The following is a 20,453-nucleotide window of genomic DNA, read 5'->3' on the forward strand; positions in this document are numbered from 1 at the left end:
GACCTGGCTACCCGCCCGTCAGTTGTGGCGGATGAGCGATTCGACGAGTCCCGAGCGGGTGTTCGGGAAGTCCATCGGCACGATCCCGAGGCCCTTCCAGCCGCTCGCCGTGCCGTCCAGGAAGCGGTGGACCCGGGGGTTGAGGTCGTCGGAGTTCCAGCGCGGCGGCAGATAGGCCGATGTGCTGACGAAGTTGATGTAGAGCTTGCCCGGCTGCTGGACGGCCTTGCGCAGATGGGCCTCTACCTTGGGGTACTTGTCCCAGGGCAGGTCGTTGTAGGCGTCCTGGATGTCGAAGGCGTTCCCGTCCCACCACTTGAGTCCGGGCAGCCCTCCGTTGTCGGCGATGAGGACCACCTTGCCGCGTGCCTCGCCGAGGGTGGGGAGGGTGTCGCCGATACGGAAGAGGGAACGCCAGCCCCGTACGTCCAGGTAGTTGTCGAAGATCGCGCGGAACGCGGTGTCACTCTCGCCCGAGTACTCCTGCTTCACCCGCATGAGCACGGTCTCGCCGGGGTGGGCGGCCAGGAAGGCGCGGCAGGCGACCAGGACGTCGCCGAACATCATGTTCTGGAAGAAGGAGCCGTGGTGGATGGCGAAGGAGCCGTCGATGGCCCGGCACCGTACGTCGAGGAACCGGACACCGGATTCGAGCTGCTGGGCGATGGTGGTGTTCTGGCACTCGGGCCACGGCCCGCCGAAGCGGGCGCCCGAGTCGTGCGTACCGGGGATGGTGAGGGTCGACAGCGCCCGGTTGCCGTCGATGCCGCTCATCCAGTCCTGGGTGCCGAGTACCCGCTGAGCGGAGCGCCCGGCGGCGGCTGCCGGCGACGCCCCGATGAGTGCGGTGGCGGACGCGACCGCGGCGCCCGTGCCCGCGAGGAAACCACGTCTGGTCAATGACATGTGCCGTCTCCTAATCGACAGTGAGCCGCCGCGATGTGGGGGGTCGCGGTCGGCTCACGGGATGATTCCAGACATGCGCATGTCACGAAATGGCCTGGACGCGAGTGGTACGGAAACTTCCGGAGCCGGACATTCCGGGAGAAGCGAAGCGCGAACGCCAGGGGGCGGCAGGCCGTTGGCCTGCCGCCCCCTGTGGGATGCGCGGTTTGCTACTTGATGACGGTGATCCGGTCGGTGGCCGGGGCCGCGATCGGGCCGCTCGCGCTGGAGTGCGCGGCGAAGTAGGCGATGAGGGCGTCCAGGTCGGACCCGCCCACCAGCTTGTTCTTGTGCTCCTTCAGGACGGCGAAGCCGTCGCCGCCGCCCGCGAGGAACTCGTTCATCGCGACCCGGTAGGTCTTCGCCGGGTCGATCGCCTCGCCGTTCAGCTTCACCGAGTCCGCCACGATCCGGTCGGCGCCGGTCTTGGTCATGTCCAGGGTGTAGGTGAGGCCCTTGGAGACCTGGAGGATCTTCGGAGCGGCCTGGTTGGCACCGCTGACCTGCTGCTGGAGCGCGGTGATCAGCTGGGCGCCGGTCAGGTCCACGGCGGTCATCATGTTGGTGAACGGCTGCACGGTGAACGCCTCGCCGTACGTCACGACGCCGTCGCCCTCACTGCCGCTCGCCTTGTGGACGAAAGGCGCGCGGATGCCGCCCGGGTTCATCAGCGCGATCTGGGCGCCGCCCTTGTCGGCCGGGGCCATGCTCTCGAGCTGGGCGTCCGTGATCAGGTTGCCGAGCGGCTTCTCGAGGCCGTCGGCGGGGTTGTCGATGTCGCCTGAGATGTAGCCGACGGGACGGTTCGCGATCGGAGCGGCCAGCGTGTTCCAGCGGTCGATCAGCTGCGTCATGTCCTCGGCCTTCGCCACGTCACGGGTGACGACGTGGTTGGCCGAGGCGACGGACGTGCGCACGATGTCGCGGGTGCGGCGGTCGTACGTCAGCGTGGTGTCCGTGTACAGCCGGCCGAAGGAGGCGGCCGAGGTGACCATGCGCGGGTTACCGGCCGGGTCCGGGATGGTGCACGCGTACGCCTGGTGGGTGTGGCCCGTGATCAGGGCGTCGACCTGCGGGCTGACGTTCTTGGCGATGTCCACGATCGGACCGGAGATGCCGTTGCCCGGGCCCGGGCTGTCGCAGTTGTAGTTGTACGAGGAGGAGGCGGGCAGCCCGCCCTCGTGCAGCAGCGCGACGATGGACTTGACGCCCTGGCGCTCCAGGATGCGGCTGTACTTGTTGATCGTCTCGACCTCGTCGGAGAACTTCAGGCCCTTGATGCCCTCGGCGGAGACGATGTTGGGAGTGCCCTCGAGGGTGACGCCGATGAAACCGATCTTCACCCCGTTCTTCTCCCAGACGAAGTAGGGGTCCAGGATCGGACGGCCCGACTTCTCCTTGGTCACGTTGGCGGCGAGATACGGGAAGTCGGCGCCCCAGAAGTACTTCGGCTTGCCCTTGGCGTTCTTCTCGTAGCAGCCGTCGGTGGCGTGGCAGCCGCCGTACTGGAGCCGCTTCAGCTCCTTGTAGCCCTCGTCGAACTCGTGGTTGCCCACCGAGGTGACGTCGAGGTCCAGCTTGTTGAGCGCCTCGACGGTGGGCTCGTCGTGGAACAGACCGGACAGCAGCGGCGAAGCGCCGACCATGTCGCCCGCGGCGGCGGTGATCGAGTACTTGTGGTTCTTGCGGGCCTCGCGCAGGTGCGTCGCGAGGTACTCGACACCACCGGCGTCGATGGTCTTGGTGGTGCCGTCCTCGTTCGTGTGCGTGACACGCCCGGAGGAGCCGGCCGGCGGCTGGAGGTTGCCGTGCAGGTCATTGAAGGACAGCAGCTGGACGTCCACGGTGCGGTCGTGGCCGTAGCCGTATCCTCCGTGGCCGTGTCCGTGGCCGCGGTCCTCGGCTGCACCAGCGGGCATGGCGGCGACCAGAGCGCCGACGGTGGTCAGTCCGGCGACGGCGGCGAGCATGCGGCCGCGCTTCCGGTTAGGTGTCGCTGACATCTGTCCCCTTGTCAGTTCAGCGTGGTTCAACGGGACGACAGCCGTCCTCAGCCGCGCAGCCTATTGTCAACGCGCGTAGCGCAACAGGGGTAAAGGGTTACGACCTGGTTTCCGATCGGCTGCGGCCCGGCGCCGTACCCTCGACGTATGACAGACGCAGCCCCCGCCCTCGAGCCCGGCAGGCAGATCCAGTCACTCGACGAACTCACCCCCGAGCAGGCCGATGACGTCCTCGCACTGCTCTCCGTCGCCGCCCGCACCGACGGCATGCAGGCCGTCTCCGAGCAGGGACGGCTCCAGCTGCGCCACGGGCAGCGCGAAGGCGTGCGGCACTTCCTGCTCACCGTGGCCGGTGACCTGCGCGGCTACGCCCAGCTCGAGGACACCGACCCGGTGGAGGCCCCGGCCGCCGAGCTGGTCGTCCACCCCAACCACCGCGGCAGAGGCCACGGGCGCGCCCTCGGCAACGCTCTGCTGGCGGCATCGGGCAAACGGCTGCGGGTCTGGGCACACGGCGGCAAGTCCGCGGCCCGGCATCTGGCCCAGGTGCTCGGGCTCACCCTGTTCCGCGAACTGCGCCAGCTGCGCCGGCCATTGAGCCCACTGGACATCCCGGAGCCCGATCTGCCCGACGATGTCACCATTCGTACGTTCATTCCGGGCCAGGACGACGCTGCCTGGATCGCGGCCAACGCGGCCGCCTTCGCCCACCATCCCGAGCAGGGCTCGCTGACCCAGCGCGACCTGGACGACCGCAAGCAGGAGCCCTGGTTCGACCCCAAGGGCTTCTTCCTCGCCGAGCGCGGCGGCGAGATCCTCGGCTTCCACTGGACCAAGGTGCACGCCGAGGAGCAGCTCGGCGAGGTGTACGTGGTCGGACTGCGCCCCGACGCACAGGGCTCCGGCCTCGGCAAGGCGCTCACCGCGATCGGGCTGCGCCATCTCGCGGCCGAAGGGCTGCCGACGGCGATGCTCTATGTCGACGCGGACAACACGGCGGCGCTGCGGCTGTACGAGCGGCTCGGTTTCGCCACACACGAGGTGGATCTGATGTACCGCTCGGAGACCTGAGCCCCGCACGGCACCGCGCGGAAGGGGGCGGTTTGACACCGCCCCCTTCTTTGCACCACCCTTTCACTACTTAATTAGTGAAAGGGTGGTGTTGTTTGATCGAGTACCGGATCGACCGGCGCAGTGGCATCGCCACTTATGTCCAGATCATCCAGCAGACGAAGCAGGCCCTGCGCCTCGGCCTGCTGGAGCCCGGGGACCGGCTGCCCACCGCCCGCGAGGTGGTGGAAGCGACGGCGATCAACCCGAACACGGTGCTCAAGGGATACCGCGAGCTGGAGCGCGAAGGCCTGGTCGAGGCCCGGCGCGGCCTCGGCACCTTCGTACGCAGGACCCTCGGCACCACGGACCGCCCGGTCGGCGAATCCCCGCTCCGCGGCGAACTCGCCGACTGGGCCGCGCGCGCCCGCACCGCGGGACTGGGCCGGGAAGACGTGGCCGCGCTCTTCACCGCCGTCCTCGACGAGCACTTCGACGAACACACCACCGCACACGACCAGGGGGATGACGCATGACCGACCACTCCGCCATCCGGGCGACCGGCCTCGGCAGGAGGTTCCGGCGCGCCTGGGCCCTGCGGGACTGCTCCTTCGCCCTGCCCGCGGGCCGGGTCTGCGCCCTCGTCGGGCCCAACGGAGCGGGCAAGTCCAGCCTGCTGGCGACCGCGGCCGGACTGCTGCGGCCCACGGAGGGCTCCCTGCGGGTGCTCGGCGACCACCCGGCAGCGGCCCGTGAGCGGATCGCCTACGTCAGCCAGGACAAGCCGCTCTTCCCCCAGCTCACGGTGGCCGAGACACTGCGGATGGGCCGCGAGCTCAACCCCGGCCGCTGGGACGACGAGTCCGCTCGGCGCATCGTCGACGGCGGGGGACTCGACCCGGACGCCCGCGTACGCAGCCTCTCCGGCGGCCAGCGCAGCCGCGTCGCTCTCGCCCTCGCGCTCGGCAAGCGGGCCGAACTGCTGCTCCTCGACGAGCCGATGGCCGACCTCGACCCGCTCGCCCGTCACCAGCTGATGGGCGCGCTGCTCGCCGAAGCGGCCGAACGCGGCACGACCGTGGTGATGTCCTCGCACATCGTCAGCGAACTGGAAGGCGCCTGCGACTACCTGCTGCTCGTCGCGGGCGGCCGGATCCGGCTGGGCGGCGGCATCGACGACCTGATCGCCGCCCACCGCCTGGTGACCGGACCCGCCGACACCGCACTCGCCCCGCACACCGTCGTGGAGTCCCGGACGACCGGGCGCCAGCTGACCGCGCTGATACGCGCCGAAGGGCCGCTCCCCGTAGGCGTGATGGCCTCGGAACCCTCCCTGGAGGAGCTGGTACTGGCCCATCTGCGGACCTCCGACGCACCCGTACTGCTCACGCCCTCCGCCGAAGGGCTCACGGCATGAGCGCCTTTCCGCTGATCGGCGCACGCTGGGTCGTCGTACGCCAGCACCGCCGCGCGCTGTGGACGGTGCTGGCCGTGGCGCTCGTGAGCAGCGGCAGCCTGGGCGCGGCACGGATCATCTACATCAAGCAGCCGGACATGAAGACGTACAGCCTGCTGACGGGGGCGGTGGACCAAGCCGATCTGGCGATCACACTGCTGCCGCTGCTCGTCGCGCTGTTCGTCGCCGGACCGCTGGTCGGGCGGGAACTGGAATCCGGCGCGCACCGGCTGGCCTGGAGCCAGTCGGTGTCACCCGCCCGCTGGCTCGCCACAAAGCTGGCGCTCACGGCCGCCGTCGTGGTGCCCGCCACCGCGCTGTTCGTCGGCGTCTACCGCTGGAGCTGGGCGCCGGTACGCCACTACACACCACAGACCATCTGGGACGCACAGCCGTACGCCTCACTCGGCATCACCACGGCGGCATACGCCCTGCTCGCGATCGCCGTCGGCGCCCTGCTCGGGCTGCTGGTCCACCGCGCGCTGGTCGCCATGAGCCTCGCCGCACTGGCGACCGGCTCCACGCTGCTCGCACTCGGCCAACTGCGCCCGCGCCTGTGGCCCAGGGCCCTGGCGACCGGTCACGGAATGCCCCAGGACTGGGGCCCCAGCTGGCGCGAGGTCGACAACTGGTGGCTGGAGGTCGGCAGGCTCACAGCCTCCGGCGCACGGGTGCCCTGGGACGACTGCACCCTCCCGGACAGTTCCGGCCAGCAGGTCGCGCAGTGCATGGCGGACCGGGGCGCGGTCACGGACTACCTGCTCTACCACCCGCCTTCGCACTTCTGGCCCGTCCAGCTCGTCGAGACCGCCGTCGTACTGGCGCTCGCCGCGGCCGTGGCGTTCGCGGCCTTCCGCGTCCTGCGCCGCCTGCATGCCTGAGCGGTCACCCGCCCGCACCCGACCGACCATCGAGGCCGCATGAGCACCCACCCGCTGACCGGGCCCGCCCGGTCCCTGTTCCTGCCGCACCGCAGGGCCCTGCTGCTCTTCGGGGCGTTCGTCGCACTGTCCGCAGCCGGGCTGATCGCCCTGCGCCTCATCGGCGCCGACAACCTGGAGCAGCTCTCCGGGGACTCCCCCCTGTCGTCCTGGGCCTTCGACTTCGGCTACGGCAGCTCCATGAGCTCCGCCGCCACCGCCATCGCCTGGCTCCCGCTCCCGGTGGCCTTCTTCGCGGGTGCGGCGCTCTTCGGCGCCGAGCTGGAACGCGGCACGGCGCAGCTCACCTGGACCCAGTCCGCCGTCACCCCGGCCCGCTGGCTCGCCGTCAAACTGGGCGTGACCGCAGCTGTGTTCACAGTCGGGGCCGGTCTGCTGTCCCTTCTCTACCGCTGGGACCGCAACGGCGGCGAGAAGGTCCTGTCCGACGAGTGGTACCACACCGATGTCTTCCTGGCCCTGGGCCCGACGGCCATCGCCTACGGTCTGTTCGCCCTCGCGACGGGCGCACTCGCCGGGCTGCTGCTACGGCGCGCGGTGGCCGCGGGAAGCGTCACCTTCGGCGCCACCGCCTTCGTGATGCTCTTCGCCGAGAGCGTGCGGGACCGGCTGTGGCCCGTGCAGGAGGTGGTGTGGCGGCTCTCCCGCGGAGAACTCGCGGACAGCGCCTGGCAGCAGGGATCAGGCCTGGTGGTCAATGGCGCACGGGTCCCGCAGTGCTGGACGCCGGACAGCATCCACCCGGCCGGCTGCCATTCGGGGCGGGGCGTCCGTGAGTGGTACGCCGTGTTCCACCCGCCGTCGCACTTCTGGCCGATCCAGCTCATCGAGACCGGCATCGTGCTGGCGCTCACCGCCGCGGTGACCTACGCGGCCTTCCGCGCCCTGCGCACCCGGCACGGCTGACGGGCTCCCGGACGGGCCAGGTTTCCGCGGTGTGTCCACGCCCCGGAAACGCAGCCCGTCCGGCGTTCGACGACGGACGCTCCGGGTGCCGCCACGGAGTGCGGCACACCGGCGAACCGCCCCACGGTGTACTCAGCCGTCATCTTCCCGTTACCAAGCATTCAGTCACCCTTGCGACGCTCAGTGAATGCAGCCGCCCGCCGTGCCACGCCCGCGACCGCAAGGGCACCCCGCCTCCACGGCCCGTTCCAACGCGCCCGGGACCCCCTCCACGCGGAAGAATGGGGTCATGAGCAAGCAGCCCGCCGAGGTACCGGTCCAGCACGCACAGCCGTCCGTCGGCTCCATCGCCGCACACCGTCCGCACACCGTCGCCGCCGTGGTCTCCGACCTGGAACCCGATATCGACGCCGACGCGGATGCGTACGAGGCGGAGACGGAGGGCGAGGAACTGCCCCAAGGCCGGTTCCTGGACCGCGAGCGCAGCTGGCTCGCGTTCAACGAGCGGGTGCTGGAGCTCGCCGAGGACCCGGCGACCCCGCTGCTCGAGCGGGTCAACTTCCTCGCGATCTTCGCGTCGAACCTGGACGAGTTCTTCATGGTGCGGGTGGCGGGCCTGAAGCGGCGTATCGCGACCGGTGTCGCGACCCGCTCGGCCTCGGGCCTCCAGCCGCGCGAGGTGCTCGATCTGATCTGGAACCGCTCCCGTGAGCTCATGGCCCGGCACGCGGCCTGCTACCAGCAGGACATCGCCCCCGCCCTGGCCGACGAGGGCATTCACCTGATCCGCTGGCCCGAGCTGACGGACAAGGAGCAGGCCCGCCTGTTCACCCTGTTCCGCCAGCAGATCTTCCCGGTCCTCACGCCGTTGGCGGTCGACCCGGCGCACCCCTTCCCGTACATCTCGGGGCTCTCGCTCAACCTGGCCGTCGTCGTCCGCAACCCGGTCAGCGGCCACCGCCACTTCGCCCGGGTCAAGGTGCCGCCGCTGCTGTCGCGCTTCCTCGAGGCGTCACCGCACCGGTACGTCCCACTCGAGGACGTGATCGCGGCGCACCTGGAGGAGCTGTTCCCCGGTATGGAGGTGCTGGCGCACCACATGTTCCGGGTGACCAGGAACGAGGACCTGGAGGTCGAGGAGGACGACACCGAGAACCTCCTCCAGGCCCTGGAGAAGGAGCTCATGCGGCGCCGCTTCGGCCCGCCGGTGCGTCTCGAGGTCGAGGAGTCGATCGACCCGTACGTGCTCGACCTGCTGGTGCGCGAGCTGAAGATCTCCGAATCCGAGGTCTACCCGCTGCCGGGCCCGCTGGACCTCACCGGTCTCTTCGGTATCGCGTCCCAGGACCGGCCCGAGCTGAAGTACCCGAAGTTCATCGCCGGCACCCACCGCGACCTCGCCGAGGTCGAGTCGGCCTCGGCGCCCGACATCTTCGCGGCGCTGCGCGAGCGGGACGTACTGCTGCACCACCCCTACGACTCCTTCTCGACCTCCGTCCAGGCCTTCCTGGAGCAGGCCGCCGGCGACCCGGACGTGCTCGCGATCAAGCAGACGCTGTACCGGACCTCCGGTGACTCACCGATAGTGGACGCGCTGATCGACGCCGCCGAGTCCGGCAAGCAGGTGCTCGTCCTGGTCGAGATCAAGGCCCGCTTCGACGAGCAGGCCAACATCAAGTGGGCGCGCAAGCTGGAGGAGTCCGGCTGCCATGTCGTCTACGGCCTGGTCGGGCTGAAGACCCACTGCAAGCTGTCGCTGGTCGTCCGCCAGGAGGGCGAGACCCTGCGGCGCTACTCGCACGTCGGCACCGGCAACTACCACCCGAAGACCGCCCGCCTCTACGAGGACCTGGGGCTGCTCACGGCGGACCCGCAGGTCGGGGCGGACCTTTCGGACCTGTTCAACCGGCTGTCGGGCTACTCGCGCCGGGAGACCTACCGCAGGCTGCTGGTGGCGCCGAGGTCGCTGCGCGACGGACTGGTCGCGCGGATCAACAAGGAGGCGGGCCACCACAGGGCCGGCCGTCCCGCGTACGTCCGGATCAAGGTCAACTCGATGGTGGACGAGGCGATCATCGACGCTCTCTACCACGCCTCGCGGGCCGGTGTCCCGGTGGACATCTGGGTACGCGGCATATGCGCGATACGACCCGGCGTCCCGGGCCTCTCGGAGAACATCCGGGTCCGCTCGGTCCTCGGCCGCTTCCTCGAACACTCGCGGGTCTTCGCCTTCGGCAACGGCGGCGAGCCCGAGGTGTGGTTCGGCAGCGCCGACATGATGCACCGCAACCTCGACCGCCGTATCGAGGCCCTCGTCCGGGTGACCGACCCGGCACACCGCGCGTCACTGAACCGTCTGCTGGAGACCGGTATGTCCGAGACCACCTCGTCCTGGCACCTCGGGCCGGACGGGGACTGGACCCGGCACTCCACGGACCAGGACGGCCATCCGCTGCGGAACATCCAGGAAACGCTCATCGACGCGCGGAGGCGCCGGCGTGCACAGCCCTGACCTTCCCCTGGTGCCGAGGGGAACCGGCGCCGACCAGGTCCTGGCCGGATATCTGCACACGCAGGCCGCGGGATTCCTGCGCAGCCTGCGGCTGCACCGCGAGAGCGGTGCCGACACCGCGGGCGCCGGGGAGGCGGCCCGTGCCCTGCGCCGCGCCGCGCGGCGCATCAGCGGCGCGCTGCACACGTACCGCTCGCTGCTGGAACCCGCCTGGGCCGACCAGCTCCGTGCGGAGCTCGCCTGGCTGTCGGGGCTGCTCGCCCTGGAGCACGCCTGCACGTCCCGGCTGGCCCGGCTGCTGGACGCGCTGTCACGTCTGTCGGGCGCCGCACCGGTGCCGCACGCTCGAAACGAAGGGACTGCGGCACCCGAGAGGGCCGCAGGGGACGCGGCGAACGAGACCGCCGCAGCGCCCGCGCCCGACGCGAGGACAGGGGCCCGGGGCGCCGGGGCCCGCGGCGCGCTCACCGTCGGCGCCGCACGCGCCGGAGCCCTGCTCGAACGGCAGCTCACGCTGGGCAGGACCCGCGCCCACTCCACCGCCCTGCAGGCGCTCGGCTCGTCGAGGTTCCACGCGGTCGCCGACGCGGTGGCGCTGCTCGCCTCCGAGGCCCCGCTCACCGCCGCCGCTGCCGTACCGGCCGATGTGCTCGACCTCCACGCCGACGCCGCGCAGGAGAGGCTGCTGGACGCCGTGGCCGTACTGCCGCTGGCGCGCGCCGCGCACCCGTACAACGCCGAAGCACTGGTCCACGGCCTGGCGAACGCTCCGGCCGGTGAAGCCCAGGACACCCCCTGGCACCACGTGCGGCTGCTGCTGCGGCTGCACCGCTATGCGCAGGAGGTCAGGGCCGGGGCCATGGCCCCGGGAGCGGACCCGCTGCTCACCGTCGCCGCACGCGCGCTCGACCGGCACCGGGACGCGGCCGAGGCGGCGGCCGCCGCGGCAGCAGCCGCCCGGACCCCCCGTATCGCACCCGCGACGGCCTACGCGCTGGGTGTGCTGCACGCCGACCAGCGCCATGAGGTCGAGGCCGCGCGGTTCGCCTTCCACCAGGTCTGGCAGGAGGTGTCGCACGGCCCCGCGGAGTCCCGGGGCAGCCGGACGGTGGCCGCCCCGTGAACGGCGCGGTCGTCCACGCGGCGGGCTGCGTGCTGTGGCGGCACGCCACCACCCGTCACAGGGCTGACGGCATCGAGATCTGCCTGGTCCACCGCCCGCGCTACGACGACTGGTCGCACCCCAAGGGAAAGCTGAAGCGCTCGGAGGATCCGCTCGCCGGAGCCCTGCGCGAGGTGCTCGAGGAGACCGGCCACCACTGCACCCCCGGTCCGCGCCTGCCCACCGTCCACTACCTGGCGAACGGGCGGCTCAAGGAGGTCAGCTACTGGGCCGCCGAGGCGCACACCCCGGGACGCTTCGTCCCGAACAAGGAAGTGGACCGCATCGTCTGGCTGCCGCCCGGCGCGGCACGCGAGCGGCTCACCCAGCCACGGGACCGCCAGCTCGTGGACGCGCTCGTCTCGGTACGCGGGATTTTCGGCCCATTGGGCATGCATCCGTAGCAAAGGGATGTTTCACCCGCCCTGCGAGCGGGAAACCGCGTCGCGGAAACCGTCGGAATCCAGGCGGTTCCCCCACCCGATCACGGCCCGCCCGATCACCGCCCACACGACCGGCGCTCACCTGGGAGCCGGGAACTCCCCCGCCCGACAGGGTTCACCTTCCGTTCACTCTCCTCCGTCGGCCGCTTCACCTGTTCTGCCTAATTTCGGGCTTACAAGGTGACCGGCACAGTGCCGGCCCACCGCCCCCGACGCGCGCCGCCGTACAACGTCACCGTCACCCGAGACGGCGTCCCCGACCGGCGCTCCTGGAAGGAACACCCGAACAGTGAAGCTTCAGCGCAACAACGGGCTTCGCGCCACCGCGCTCGCAGCCCTCGCGGTCTCCGGCGCCCTGGTCCTCACGGCGTGCGGCTCGGACGACAACGCAGGCGGCTCCACCGGTGGCACCGGCAACAAGAGCAACGCCGCTTCCAACATCAAGTGCGACGACGCCAAGGGCCAGCTCATGGCGTCCGGCTCCAGCGCGCAGAAGAACGCCATGGACCTGTGGGTCAAGAACTACATGGCCGCCTGCACGGGCGCGCAGGTCAACTACAAGGCCTCTTCCTCCGGCGAGGGCATCGTCGCCTTCAACCAGGGCCGCGTGGGCTTCGCCGGCTCCGACTCCGCGCTGAAGCCGGAGGAGGTCGCCGAGTCCAAGAAGGTCTGCACCGGCGGCACCGGCATCAACCTGCCGATGGTCGGCGGCCCGATCGCCGTCGGTTACAACCTGCCCGGCGTGGACAGCCTGGTCCTGGACGCCCCCACCCTCGCCAAGATCTTCGACACGAAGATCAAGAAGTGGGACGACCCGGCCATCGCCAAGCTCAACCCGGGCGTCAAGCTCCCGGGCACCGCGATCCAGCCCTACCACCGCTCCGAGGACTCCGGCACCACCCAGAACCTCGGCAAGTACCTGAGCAAGGCCGCTCCGGACGCCTGGAAGTACGAGCCCGAGAAGAAGTGGCCCGCCCCGGGCGGCCAGGCTGCCTCCGGCTCCTCCGGTGTCGCGGCCCAGGTCAAGTCGGTCGCCGGTGCCATCGGCTACTTCGAGCTGTCCTACGCCAGCTCGCAGTCCATCCCGACCGTCGACATCAGCACGGGCGCCGGCGCCCCGGTGAAGGCCACCCCGGAGAACGCCTCCAAGGCGATCGCCGCCGCCAAGATCGACGGCACCGGCAAGGACCTCGCCCTGAAGCTGGACTACACCACCAAGGCCGACGGCGCCTACCCGCTCGTCCTCGTCACCTACGAGATCGTCTGCGACAAGGGCAACAAGGCCGAGACCCTGGGCGCGGTCAAGTCCTTCCTGACCTACACCGCGTCCGACGAGGGCCAGAAGCTGCTCTCCGAGGCGGGCTACGCCCCGATCCCGCAGGAGATCAACGCCAAGGTCCGCGAGACCGTCGCCGGTCTCCAGTAAGACCCGGCACAACGTCTGCGGCGGCCGGCCCGGCACACCCTGACCGGGCCGGCCACCGCCGACACCATCCGGTGCACCGCCGCCAGGGGATCCGCGACCCGCGACTCCCCCACCCAGACCGGAAAGATCATGGCTTCCACGACACCCATAGAGACACCGCCGGCCAAGCCGGCCGCCTCGCGCCGGGCCACTTCCACCGGCCGCGCGGGCGACAAGGTCTTCCTGGGCCTCTCCCGGGGCTCGGGCATTCTGCTGCTTGTGATCATGGCGTCGATCGCCGTGTTCCTCGCCTACCGCGCCTCGCTCGCGATCTCCAAGGACGAAGGCAACTTCTTCACCACCTTCGACTGGAACCCGGCCGGCGACCCGCCGGTCTTCGGCATCGCCGTCCTGCTCTTCGGCACGGTCGTCAGCTCGATCATCGCGATGGCCATCGCGGTCCCGATCGCTGTCGGCATCGCGCTGTTCATCTCCCACTACGCCCCGCGCCGCGTCGCCGCACCGCTCGCCTACGTGGTCGACCTGCTGGCCGCGGTGCCCTCGATCATCTACGGCATCTGGGGCGCCCTCTTCCTGGTCCCGTACCTTGAGGGCCTGAACCTCTGGCTCGACGAGTTCCTCGGCTGGACCTACGTGTTCGAGAAGACCGAGATCGGTGTGCCGCGCTCACTGTTCACCGTGGGCATCCTGCTGGCGATCATGGTGCTGCCGATCGTCACCAGCGTCAGCCGCGAGGTCTTCCTCCAGGTCCCGCGGATGAACGAGGAGGCTGCTCTGGCCCTCGGCGCCACCCGCTGGGAGGTCATCCGGATGTCGGTGCTGCCCTTCGGCCGCTCCGGCGTCATCTCCGCCTCGATGCTGGGCCTCGGCCGCGCGCTCGGCGAGACCATGGCCGTCGCGACCGTGCTCTCCCCGAGTTTCCTGATCTCCCTGCACATCCTGAACCCGGGCGGCGGCACGTTCGCCCAGAACATCGCCGCGAAGTTCGACGAGGCCAACGAGTTCGGCCGTGACGCGCTGATCGCCTCCGGTCTGGTCCTCTTCGTCCTCACCCTGCTGGTCAACGGTGCCGCGCGCATGATCATCGCGCGCCGCAAGGAGTACTCGGGGGCGAACGCCTGATGAGCCACACCGCCATAAAGGACTCCCGCCCCTCCGCGCCCGCGCGCCGGAACACACTCAGCCGCCGCGGGCTGCCCCGCTGGGCCCAGCCCGCCTTCGCCGTGCTGTCGATCGCCCTCGGCGTCGGCATCGGCGCGGTGGCCGGTCTGGAGAGCCGGGTGCAGTGGGGCTTGATCGCCGCGCTGCTGTTCGTCGCGATCTCGTACATCACCACCTCGGTGGTCGAGAACGCCCGCCAGGCCAAGGACCGGCTCGCCACCAGCGTCGTCTGGGTCTGCTTCGTGCTCGCCGTGATCCCGCTGCTCTCGCTGATCTGGGTCACCGTCAGCCGCGGTATCAAGGCCCTCGACGGCTACTTCCTCAGCCACTCGATGGCCGGCGTCCCCGGCTTCGAGCCCGGCGGCGGTGTCTACCACGCCATCATCGGGACCCTGGAGCAGGTCGGCCTCGCCACCCTGATCTCCGTGCCGGTCGGGCTGCTGACCGCGGTCTACCTCGTCGAGTACGGCAGGGGCGCGCTCGCCAAGGCCGTCACCTTCTTCGTGGACGTCATGACGGGTATCCCGTCGATCGTGGCGGGCCTGTTCATCCTGTCGATCATGCTGCTGGCCGACCTGGAGCCGTCCGGATTCATGGGCGCGCTGGCCCTGACCATCCTGATGATCCCGGTCGTGGTCCGCTCCACCGAGGAGATGCTCAAGCTCGTCCCCAACGAGCTGCGTGAGGCCTCGCTTGCGCTCGGCGTCCCGAAGTACCGCACGATCCTCAAGGTGGTCATCCCGACCGCGGTCGGCGGTATCACCACCGGTGTGATGCTCGCCGTCGCCCGTATCGCCGGTGAGACCGCCCCGATCATGCTGCTCGTCTTCGGCAACCAGCTGATCAACAACAACCCCTTCGAAGGCGCCCAGTCCTCGCTCCCCTACTACATCTGGGAGCAGTACCGGGTCGGCAGCGAGGCGTCCTACGACCGCGCCTGGTCAGCCGCCCTCGTGCTGATCGCCTTCGTCATGCTCCTCAACCTGGTGGCACGCGGCATCGCCCGCTGGAAGGCCCCGAAGACCGGCCGCTGACGCGGCGATCTGGAAGTGATCTCTCATGGCCAAGCGAATTGACGTCAGCGGACTCTCCGCCTTCTACGGCTCCCACAAGGCGATCGAGGACATCTCGATGACCGTGGAGCCCCGCTCGGTGACGGCCTTCATCGGCCCCTCCGGCTGCGGCAAGTCCACGTTCCTGCGCACCCTGAACCGTATGCACGAGGTCACCCCGGGTGGCCGCGTCGAGGGCAAGGTGATGCTGGACGACGAGAACCTCTACGGCTCCGGCGTCGACCCGGTCGCCGTGCGCCGCACGGTCGGCATGGTCTTCCAGCGGCCGAACCCCTTCCCCACCATGTCGATCTACGACAACGTCGCGGCGGGCCTTCGGCTCAACGGCAAGTACAACAAGCGCGCGCTCGCCGACATCGTGGAGCGCTCGCTCAAGGGTGCGAACCTCTGGAACGAGGTCAAGGACCGCCTCAACAAGCCCGGCTCCGGCCTCTCCGGCGGCCAGCAGCAGCGCCTGTGCATCGCCCGCGCCATCGCGGTCGAGCCGGACGTCCTGCTGATGGACGAGCCCTGCTCGGCGCTGGACCCGATCTCGACGCTCGCGATCGAGGACCTGATCGGTGAGCTGAAGGAGCGCTTCACGATCGTCATCGTGACGCACAACATGCAGCAGGCCGCGCGGGTCTCCGACCGGACGGCGTTCTTCAACCTGGCCGCGGTCGGTCAGCCGGGCCGGCTGATCGAGATAGACGAGACCGAGCGGATCTTCTCGAACCCGTCGGTCCAGGCGACCGAGGACTACATCTCGGGCCGCTTCGGCTAGGCCGGCCTTCAGGGCTGCCTCGCGGTGCTGCATGGCGGTGCCACCGCGAGGTGAAACAGTCGGCCCCCTCTCCTCCGAGGAGAGGGGGCCGACGTTTTGCGTTCACTCAACGGTGACGGGCGAGCCCGGAAATCCTGAAGGAGGCGACCTAGCCGAAGGCCAGGTTCACGATCCAGAAGCTGACCGCCGCCACCACTGCCGCAGCCGGCATCGTGATGAACCAGCCGAGGACGATGTTCTTCGCGACGCCCCACCGCACCGCGTTGATTCGCTTCGTCGCGCCGACGCCCATGATCGCGGAGGTGATGACATGCGTGGTCGAGATCGGCGCGTGGAACAGGAACGCCGAGCCGAACATGATCGCCGCCCCCGTCGTCTCGGCGGCGAACCCCTGCGGAGGATCCAGTTCGATGATCTTGCGGCCCAGGGTCCGCATGATGCGCCAGCCGCCCGCGTACGTACCCAGCGACAGCATGACCGCGCAGACGATCTTCACCCACACCGGGATCGGGTCTCCGAAGTCCTCGACATCCGCGATGACCAGGGCCATCACCACGATGCCCATCGTCTTCTGGGCGTCCTGCAGCCCATGGCCGAGCGCCATCCCGGCCGCCGAAACCGTCTGGGCTATGCGGAAGCCACGCTTCGCCCTGGACGGGTTCGCCCTGCGGAACATCCACATGATCGCGCACATCACCAGATAGCCCGCGAGCAGGCCGACCACCGGTGACACGAACATCGGGATGACGACCTTGTCGAGCACCCCGCCCCAGATCACCTCGGTCCCGCCCGCCAGCGCCGCGCCCACCATGCCGCCGAACAGCGCGTGCGAGGACGACGACGGCAGTCCGAAGTACCAGGTGACCAGATTCCAGATGATCGCGCCGACCAGCGCTGCGAACAGGATGCCCATGCCCCGGTCGCCCTTGGGCGTCTCGATCAGGCCCTCGCTGACGGTCTTGGCGACCCCGCTGCCGAGGAACGCCCCGGCGAGGTTCATCACCGCGGCCATCGCGAGCGCGGCCCTGGGGGTCAGCGCACGGGTGGAGACGGACGTCGCGATGGCGTTCGCGGAGTCGTGGAAGCCGTTCGTATACGTGAAGAAGAGCGCGACCCCGATGGTCACGACCAGTACAAAGGTGTCCACGAAGCCTCAGGACTCCTTGACCGCGATGGTCTCCACCGTGTTCGCCACGTGCTCGAAGGCGTCCGCAGCCTCTTCCAGGACATCCACGATCTGCTTCAGCTTGAGCACCTCGATGGCGTCGTACTTGCCGTTGAAGAGGTGCGCGAGGAGCTTGCGGTGGATCTGGTCCGCCTGGTTCTCGAGGCGGTTGACCTCGATCCAGTACTCGGTGAGGTTGTCCATCGTCCGCAGGTGCGGCATCGCCTCGGCCGTCAGCTCCGCCGCCCGGGCCAGCACCTCGATCTGCTGCTCGACCCCCTTCGGCAGCTCCTCGACGTTGTAGAGGACGACCAGGTCGACGGCCTCCTCCATGAAGTCCATGATGTCGTCCAGCGACGAGGCGAGGGAGTAGATGTCCTCGCGGTCGAAGGGCGTGATGAACGAGGAGTTCAGCTGGTGGAAGATCGCATGGGTGGCGTCGTCACCCGCGTGCTCCGCCGCCCGCATCCGTTCCGCGATCTCGGCTCGGGCTGGGCCATCCGCCCCGAGCAGTTCCATCAGGAGCTTGGAGCCCGTGACGATGTTGTCCGCGGACGCGGCGAACATGTCGTAGAAGCTCGTCTCCCTGGGGGTCAGACGAAATCGCACGTGGGGTCCTCGGGGTGCTGGGTTTCGGTCAGGCTGATGCTAAGCGCATCATCCGGCCACGGCTAACCGGCCTTCCCTCAGTGTCGCCCATCGGGCACGGTGATCAGCACAGGGCCCTGCCACAACCGTCAGGGCTCGGTACCATATACCCACAAGGGGTATAGCGGACAGGGCGACGACCACGGGACTTCGGGAGCAGCGATGACGACCACGGACACGGCCTCGACCTCGGACGAGGCCGCGCAGACGGCCGCCGGACTTCCGGTCACGGACCATGACCGCGCTGTGCACGGCTACCACGAGCAGAAGGACGAGCACCTCAAGCGGCTGCGCAGGATCGAGGGGCAGATCCGCGGCCTCCAGCGGATGGTGGCCGAGGACACATACTGCATCGACATACTCACCCAGGTCTCCGCCTCCACCAAGGCACTCCAGTCCTTCGCCCTCCAGCTCCTGGAAGAGCATCTGCGCCACTGTGTCGCGGATGCGGCGCTCAAGGGCGGGGACGAGATCGACGCCAAGGTCGAGGAGGCCACGAAGGCGATCGCCCGCATGCTGCGGACCTGACGCGGGGCCCCGTACCGGCCCGGGTGAAGCTCGTCAGTGTGCGCCGGGGGCTGGGACATTACCGACGTTGAGCACCTCGTCGATACGGTCGGCACTGAGCCGCTCCCCGTCCGTAGCCGATGCGGCGATCATCAGTTCACCGCATAGTTCGATCTCGGCGAGGGCCACGTGGTCCTGGACTGTCGGCGTACTGGGCGGAGCCACGTGCTTTCACCTCTTCCGACCGGTGTCGGCTCCTAGCCTAGGGAGCGGGACACTCAGTCCGCATGGCACGTCCGGACCATTTACCGACCCACCCGAAACGCGGGTCGTTCCCCTCCGCCGGCGCATCTCCAGGCGGACCTAAACGCGGACCCGCCCGGTGTACAGATCCTGGCGCGCCGGAAGTTCCACGACCACCGGCTCCCCGAACCCGTACAGCAGCGTCGTGGAGGAGACGGCGACCGTGCGCCCCTGATTGGTGAAGCTGAACTGGTGGCGCACCTTGCGCAGCCGCCCCGCGGCGTCGAGATACGCGTCGAAGGGCACGGTGTCCTGGGTGAACCCCTTGGCTGCCGCGGCCAGCGCGCCCCGCACCGCCGGCGAGGCGGCCTTCGCCGCGGCGCCGATGTCCGTGGTGCCACGGAAGTGGGTGACCTTGACGCCCGCGAGGTCGACCCGGCCCACGTACGTCACGGTCCGCACCCCGCGCAGCAGTTCGGCGGCAGCGGCGGGGTCGGTGGCACCACCCGTGACCAGATTGCCGTCTTTGAGGGTGCTGGTGTCGACGCGCACCCATTTGTCTGACGGCACACCGGCACCGCGATCCTTCATGTACAGCGCACCGGGCGCAAGCAGCTCGGTGATCGGCTGGTGCTCGTCGCTGCCCGCCGGATCCTTCGGCAGGACGACCCGCAGTCGGCCCATGCCGCGCCGGAAGTCATAGCCACCCTCGCCCCGAATGGTCACCCGGGTGCCACCCGCGGCCATCTCCATGGAGGTGCGGGCCTTCGATGTCCCGTAACGGGCCAGTACGTCGGCGGCGTTGCGTACGGAGGCCGTGAGGTCGCCGGTGGGCCGGGCGTCGGCCACGGCGTCTCCCCCGCTGGAACATCCCGTGGTCGCGGTCATCCCCATCCCTGCGCCCACCACGGCGGCGACGGCACACGCCCCGCCCCTGAGCCTGTGCAGCACCACCATCGCCGGCATCCCCTTCCTGGACCCACCCGTCCGGGATAACGACGGGCACCGGGGGGCCGTCACGGCAAGTACGGTGGGGTCCGTGGATCGGGACCATGGGGAGCATCTGACGCGGACGACCGAACGGGGTTCGTTCTGCGTGGCCCTGTGCAGCTGCGGCTGGAAGGGGCCGGCCCGCCGCTCCCGTGACCGGGCCAGGACCGATGCGCAGGAGCACGAGACGGCGCCGGGGACCGCGGCGTAGGAGCAGAAGACGCAGAAGCGGCTCAGGGTTCAGGGCCCCGCGCACCTGGGCACCGGACAAGCGGGGACGCCGGTCAGGCGGCCAGCCCCGTCTCATGCCGCTCCAGGTCCTGCTCGCGTTCCTGCTGCCGCCTCCGCGCCGCGGCGCGCCGCGACCGTACGAGCCACCCGGCGCGCCCGGACCGGGCGAGTGCCGTCAGCGGCCGGGTCAGCAGTGCCAGCGCGAGCGGGGCGAACAACAGGGTCACGGCCGTGCCGAGCGCGAACCCGCCCACCACATCGGTCGGATAGTGGACCCCCAGATAGACCTGGCAGAACCCGGCCACCAGCGCAAGCCCGATCGCGGCCAGCCCGGAGCGCCGGTGGGCCATGAACAGTCCGACGGCCAGTGCCATCGCCACCGTGGCGTCGCCGCTGACGAAGGAGAAACCGGTCTCGCCGGGCAGAAGGACCTCGATCCCCTGATGGTCGAGGAAGGGCCGGGGCCGTTCCACGAAGTCCCGGATGGGGATGTTGACGAGTGCGGCCGCACCGGCCGCGAGGGGCGCCCACACCAGAGCGGCCAGCGCCGTCACGGCCTCCCGCTCGCCGCTCAGCCGCCGCGCGCTCCACCAGCACCACAGAACGAGGAGGACCAGGGCGAGCATGATCCCGTGCTCACCGGTGGACTGCATGGCGCGGTCGAACCACGACGGGGCCGAACGTGCCATCCCGTTGATGTCCTGGAGCAGACTGACGTCGAAGTTCGTCCCTTCACGTCCGAGTCCAGCCATCTGCCGCGGCCCCTTGCCTGTTGCCTGACGTACTGCGCCGACCAGGGAAACGCCCCGATCCGCAGGTGCGTTCCGC

At 69.8% G+C, this 20,453-nt stretch carries 21 protein-coding genes; 14 read left to right on the forward strand and 7 right to left on the reverse strand.

The features are described from left to right. Nucleotides 1-18: 18 nt before the first annotated feature. Together ABZ532_RS16575 and ABZ532_RS16580 are read right to left on the reverse strand one after the other, a co-directional pair. A complete protein-coding gene (locus tag ABZ532_RS16575) occupies nucleotides 19-906 on the reverse strand; it encodes a phosphatidylinositol-specific phospholipase C (RefSeq protein WP_361283241.1) in 888 nt (295 codons plus the stop codon). Nucleotides 907-1,115: 209 nt separating this feature from the next. Further along, a complete protein-coding gene (locus ABZ532_RS16580; RefSeq protein WP_361283243.1) occupies nucleotides 1,116-2,948 on the reverse strand; it encodes a bifunctional metallophosphatase/5'-nucleotidase in 1,833 nt (610 codons plus the stop codon). 147 nt (nucleotides 2,949-3,095) lie between these two features. Here ABZ532_RS16580 and mshD point away from each other — a divergent pair, with 147 nt between their 5' ends. From mshD to pstB, 12 genes are all read left to right on the forward strand, one after another. Next, entirely contained in the window at nucleotides 3,096-4,019 is a 924-nt protein-coding gene (mshD, locus tag ABZ532_RS16585) for a mycothiol synthase (protein WP_361283245.1), read from the forward strand. Between the two features lie 95 nt (nucleotides 4,020-4,114). Then, nucleotides 4,115-4,534, forward strand: coding sequence for a GntR family transcriptional regulator (locus ABZ532_RS16590; RefSeq protein ID WP_361283247.1), 420 nt, complete (start codon nucleotides 4,115-4,117; stop codon nucleotides 4,532-4,534). Beyond that, on the forward strand, nucleotides 4,531-5,415 hold the full coding sequence (locus ABZ532_RS16595) for an ABC transporter ATP-binding protein (RefSeq protein WP_361283249.1): 885 nt from the start codon (nucleotides 4,531-4,533) through the stop codon (nucleotides 5,413-5,415). The genes ABZ532_RS16590 and ABZ532_RS16595 overlap by 4 nt, the downstream gene beginning before the upstream one ends. Beyond that, nucleotides 5,412-6,335 carry an ABC transporter permease gene (locus tag ABZ532_RS16600; RefSeq protein ID WP_361283251.1) on the forward strand — a complete coding sequence of 308 codons (924 nt, stop codon included), beginning with the start codon at nucleotides 5,412-5,414 and terminating at the stop codon, nucleotides 6,333-6,335. The genes ABZ532_RS16595 and ABZ532_RS16600 overlap by 4 nt, the downstream gene beginning before the upstream one ends. Before the next feature lie 39 nt (nucleotides 6,336-6,374). Beyond that, complete coding sequence (locus tag ABZ532_RS16605; protein ID WP_361283253.1) at nucleotides 6,375-7,301, forward strand: ABC transporter permease; 927 nt, start codon at nucleotides 6,375-6,377, stop codon at nucleotides 7,299-7,301. Nucleotides 7,302-7,590: 289 nt separating this feature from the next. Then, entirely contained in the window at nucleotides 7,591-9,813 is a 2,223-nt protein-coding gene (locus ABZ532_RS16610; RefSeq protein WP_361283255.1) for an RNA degradosome polyphosphate kinase, read from the forward strand. Continuing rightward, a complete protein-coding gene (locus ABZ532_RS16615; RefSeq protein ID WP_361283257.1) occupies nucleotides 9,800-10,936 on the forward strand; it encodes a CHAD domain-containing protein in 1,137 nt (378 codons plus the stop codon). Before ABZ532_RS16610 ends, ABZ532_RS16615 begins: the two co-directional genes overlap by 14 nt. Continuing rightward, nucleotides 10,933-11,379: an NUDIX hydrolase gene (locus ABZ532_RS16620; RefSeq protein WP_361283259.1), complete on the forward strand. Its 447-nt coding sequence runs from the start codon at nucleotides 10,933-10,935 to the stop codon at nucleotides 11,377-11,379. The genes ABZ532_RS16615 and ABZ532_RS16620 overlap by 4 nt, the downstream gene beginning before the upstream one ends. Nucleotides 11,380-11,707: 328 nt before the next feature. Beyond that, nucleotides 11,708-12,844, forward strand: coding sequence for a phosphate ABC transporter substrate-binding protein PstS (gene pstS, locus ABZ532_RS16625; RefSeq protein ID WP_361283261.1), 1,137 nt, complete (start codon nucleotides 11,708-11,710; stop codon nucleotides 12,842-12,844). Nucleotides 12,845-12,973: 129 nt separating this feature from the next. Next, the gene (pstC, locus tag ABZ532_RS16630; protein WP_361283263.1) at nucleotides 12,974-13,966 is read left to right on the forward strand and encodes a phosphate ABC transporter permease subunit PstC; all 993 of its coding nucleotides are present in this window, start codon (nucleotides 12,974-12,976) and stop codon (nucleotides 13,964-13,966) included. After that, nucleotides 13,966-15,039, forward strand: coding sequence for a phosphate ABC transporter permease PstA (gene pstA, locus ABZ532_RS16635; RefSeq protein ID WP_361283265.1), 1,074 nt, complete (start codon nucleotides 13,966-13,968; stop codon nucleotides 15,037-15,039). Before pstC ends, pstA begins: the two co-directional genes overlap by 1 nt. Before the next feature lie 25 nt (nucleotides 15,040-15,064). After that, nucleotides 15,065-15,841: a phosphate ABC transporter ATP-binding protein PstB gene (gene pstB, locus ABZ532_RS16640; RefSeq protein ID WP_361283266.1), complete on the forward strand. Its 777-nt coding sequence runs from the start codon at nucleotides 15,065-15,067 to the stop codon at nucleotides 15,839-15,841. Nucleotides 15,842-15,989: 148 nt separating this feature from the next. Here the strand turns inward: pstB and ABZ532_RS16645 are convergent, their stop codons facing one another. Both ABZ532_RS16645 and ABZ532_RS16650 read right to left on the reverse strand, forming a co-directional pair. Beyond that, nucleotides 15,990-16,988 carry an inorganic phosphate transporter gene (locus tag ABZ532_RS16645; RefSeq protein ID WP_361283268.1) on the reverse strand — a complete coding sequence of 333 codons (999 nt, stop codon included), beginning with the start codon at nucleotides 16,986-16,988 and terminating at the stop codon, nucleotides 15,990-15,992. A gap of 6 nt (nucleotides 16,989-16,994) precedes the next feature. Further along, nucleotides 16,995-17,615, reverse strand: coding sequence for a DUF47 family protein (locus tag ABZ532_RS16650; protein ID WP_093661211.1), 621 nt, complete (start codon nucleotides 17,613-17,615; stop codon nucleotides 16,995-16,997). A gap of 201 nt (nucleotides 17,616-17,816) precedes the next feature. On the opposite strand from ABZ532_RS16650, the gene ABZ532_RS16655 reads away from it, so the two are divergent. Further along, nucleotides 17,817-18,182 (forward strand): metal-sensitive transcriptional regulator, encoded by a 366-nt coding sequence (locus ABZ532_RS16655; RefSeq protein WP_361283270.1) that lies wholly within the window; start codon nucleotides 17,817-17,819, stop codon nucleotides 18,180-18,182. A gap of 33 nt (nucleotides 18,183-18,215) precedes the next feature. On the opposite strand, the gene ABZ532_RS16660 is transcribed toward ABZ532_RS16655, so the two are convergent. Then, nucleotides 18,216-18,386 carry a hypothetical protein gene (locus ABZ532_RS16660; RefSeq protein WP_361283272.1) on the reverse strand — a complete coding sequence of 57 codons (171 nt, stop codon included), beginning with the start codon at nucleotides 18,384-18,386 and terminating at the stop codon, nucleotides 18,216-18,218. A 138-nt stretch (nucleotides 18,387-18,524) separates the two neighbouring features. Then, nucleotides 18,525-19,361 (reverse strand): hypothetical protein, encoded by an 837-nt coding sequence (locus ABZ532_RS16665; protein WP_361283274.1) that lies wholly within the window; start codon nucleotides 19,359-19,361, stop codon nucleotides 18,525-18,527. An 82-nt stretch (nucleotides 19,362-19,443) separates the two neighbouring features. Here ABZ532_RS16665 and ABZ532_RS16670 point away from each other — a divergent pair, with 82 nt between their 5' ends. Further along, nucleotides 19,444-19,605, forward strand: a complete 162-nt coding sequence (locus ABZ532_RS16670; protein WP_361283328.1) for a hypothetical protein — start codon at nucleotides 19,444-19,446, stop codon at nucleotides 19,603-19,605. A 73-nt stretch (nucleotides 19,606-19,678) separates the two neighbouring features. Here ABZ532_RS16670 and ABZ532_RS16675 read toward each other — a convergent pair whose 3' ends face one another. Continuing rightward, on the reverse strand, nucleotides 19,679-20,377 hold the full coding sequence (locus ABZ532_RS16675) for a phosphatase PAP2 family protein (RefSeq protein WP_361283276.1): 699 nt from the start codon (nucleotides 20,375-20,377) through the stop codon (nucleotides 19,679-19,681). Nucleotides 20,378-20,453: the final 76 nt, after the last annotated feature.

This window comes from Streptomyces sp. NPDC019396 (genome assembly GCF_040632375.1).
Lineage (GTDB): Bacteria > Actinomycetota > Actinomycetes > Streptomycetales > Streptomycetaceae > Streptomyces.